Raw genomic sequence first — 1638 nt, 5'->3', positions numbered from 1 at the left:
CGGGCAGTCGTATCTTTCTGGCTGATGATTGCATTCAAGCTGAAGTGACGGGGCGACAGGGAGCGCTGTTTCTCATGGACTTTGATAAGCCTGTGCTGTCTCAGTTAAAGGAGCATGGTCATATGCCCCTTCCTCCCTATATTGATCGTGAAGATGGCAGTGCGGATCGCCTGAGGTATCAGACGGTGTTTGCTCAAAAAGACGGTGCTGTGGCAGCACCTACTGCTGGCCTGCATTTTGACGAGGCTATGTTGCAACGTCTGAAAGATAAAGGCGTTGAGCAAGCTTTTGTTACATTGCATGTAGGCTCTGGCACCTTTCAGCCAGTTCGGGTTGATAATATTGCTGACCATAAAATGCATTCTGAGTACATAGAAGTACCAGAAAAAGTCTGTGAGGCAGTCAAAGCAGCACGTGCCCGGGGGAATAAAGTGGTAGCAGTGGGGACCACGTCGGTACGTTCCCTGGAGTCGGCCTCCAGAGGCGGGGAAATCAGCCCCTTCTTCGGCGATACCGATATCTTTATTTTTCCGGGTTATGAATTCCGTTCCGTGGATGCCATGATCACGAACTTCCACCTTCCACAGTCAACATTACTAATGCTGGTCAGTGCGTTTTCAGGTAAAGACGCCATACTTCGGGCCTATAACGAGGCAGTGAAAGAAGGCTATCGATTCTTCAGTTATGGCGATGCCATGTGGCTGACCCGAAAAGCCTGAAAAAGAAAGTCGAACGTCGGGCTTGAAAAAGTCCGGACCCGTTCCCACTTTAAAAGCTGGTTAAATTTTGGAAATGAGTCAGATGAATGCAGTCTGCTGTGTCATCTGAATTGAGAGGCTCATGAGTAGAGAAGAGTGCTTCATGCAGTTCGAAGGTCTGGCCACTGATGGTGAAGCTCGGCGTGGACGGCTGACCTTTCCCCGCGGCTCGGTTGAAACGCCCTGTTTTATGCCCGTTGGCACCTACGGCACTGTTAAAGGCATGATGCCCAGGGATATTGCCGACACCGGAGCGGAGATCATTCTCGGGAATACGTTCCATCTGATGCTGCGTCCCGGTACCGAGATTATTCGAGAGCATGGGGATCTGCACGATTTCAATCAATGGCAGGGGCCAATTCTGACAGACTCGGGTGGTTTTCAGGTATTCAGCCTGGGAAAATTGCGCAAGATTACTGAAGAGGGGGTTTCATTCAAGTCGCCTGTGGATGGTTCCCCGGTATTCCTGAGTCCGGAAGTGTCCATGCAGGTTCAGCGTGAGCTGGGTTCTGATATTGTCATGATCTTTGATGAATGTACCGATGGCGAAGCCACAGAAAAAGAAGCAGAAGAGTCTATGGAGTTGTCTCTTCGCTGGGCAAAGCGATCCAGAGAGGCTCACGGCGACAGTCCTTCAGCCCTGTTTGGCATTATCCAGGGTGGTATGTTTGAGCATCTGCGTGATCGTTCCCTGGAGGGGCTGACCGAGATCGGCTTTGATGGTTATGCCATTGGTGGTCTTTCTGTGGGTGAAACCAAGGAAGACATGATGCGCATTCTGTCACACATCACCAATAAAGTTCCTGAAGGCCATCCCCGTTACCTGATGGGTGTGGGCAAGCCAGAGGATATTGTTGAAGCCGTGCGTCGTGGGGTGGAT

General features: G+C 50.9%; 2 protein-coding genes. Both read left to right on the top strand.

The features are described from left to right. Positions 1 to 719 (top strand): tRNA preQ1(34) S-adenosylmethionine ribosyltransferase-isomerase QueA (gene queA / locus KDK19_RS03885; protein WP_257291373.1); only part of this gene is annotated, 719 nt, incomplete at its 5' end. A gap of 142 nt (positions 720 to 861) precedes the next feature. Next, a partial coding sequence (gene tgt, locus KDK19_RS03880; protein WP_257291374.1) for a tRNA guanosine(34) transglycosylase Tgt occupies positions 862 to 1638 on the top strand: 777 nt, incomplete at its 3' end.

Origin of the sequence: Endozoicomonas sp. ONNA1, from assembly GCF_024606325.1 — a bacterium.
GTDB lineage: Bacteria > Pseudomonadota > Gammaproteobacteria > Pseudomonadales > Endozoicomonadaceae > Endozoicomonas_A.
This window is presented reverse-complemented; position numbering and strand designations above follow the sequence as displayed.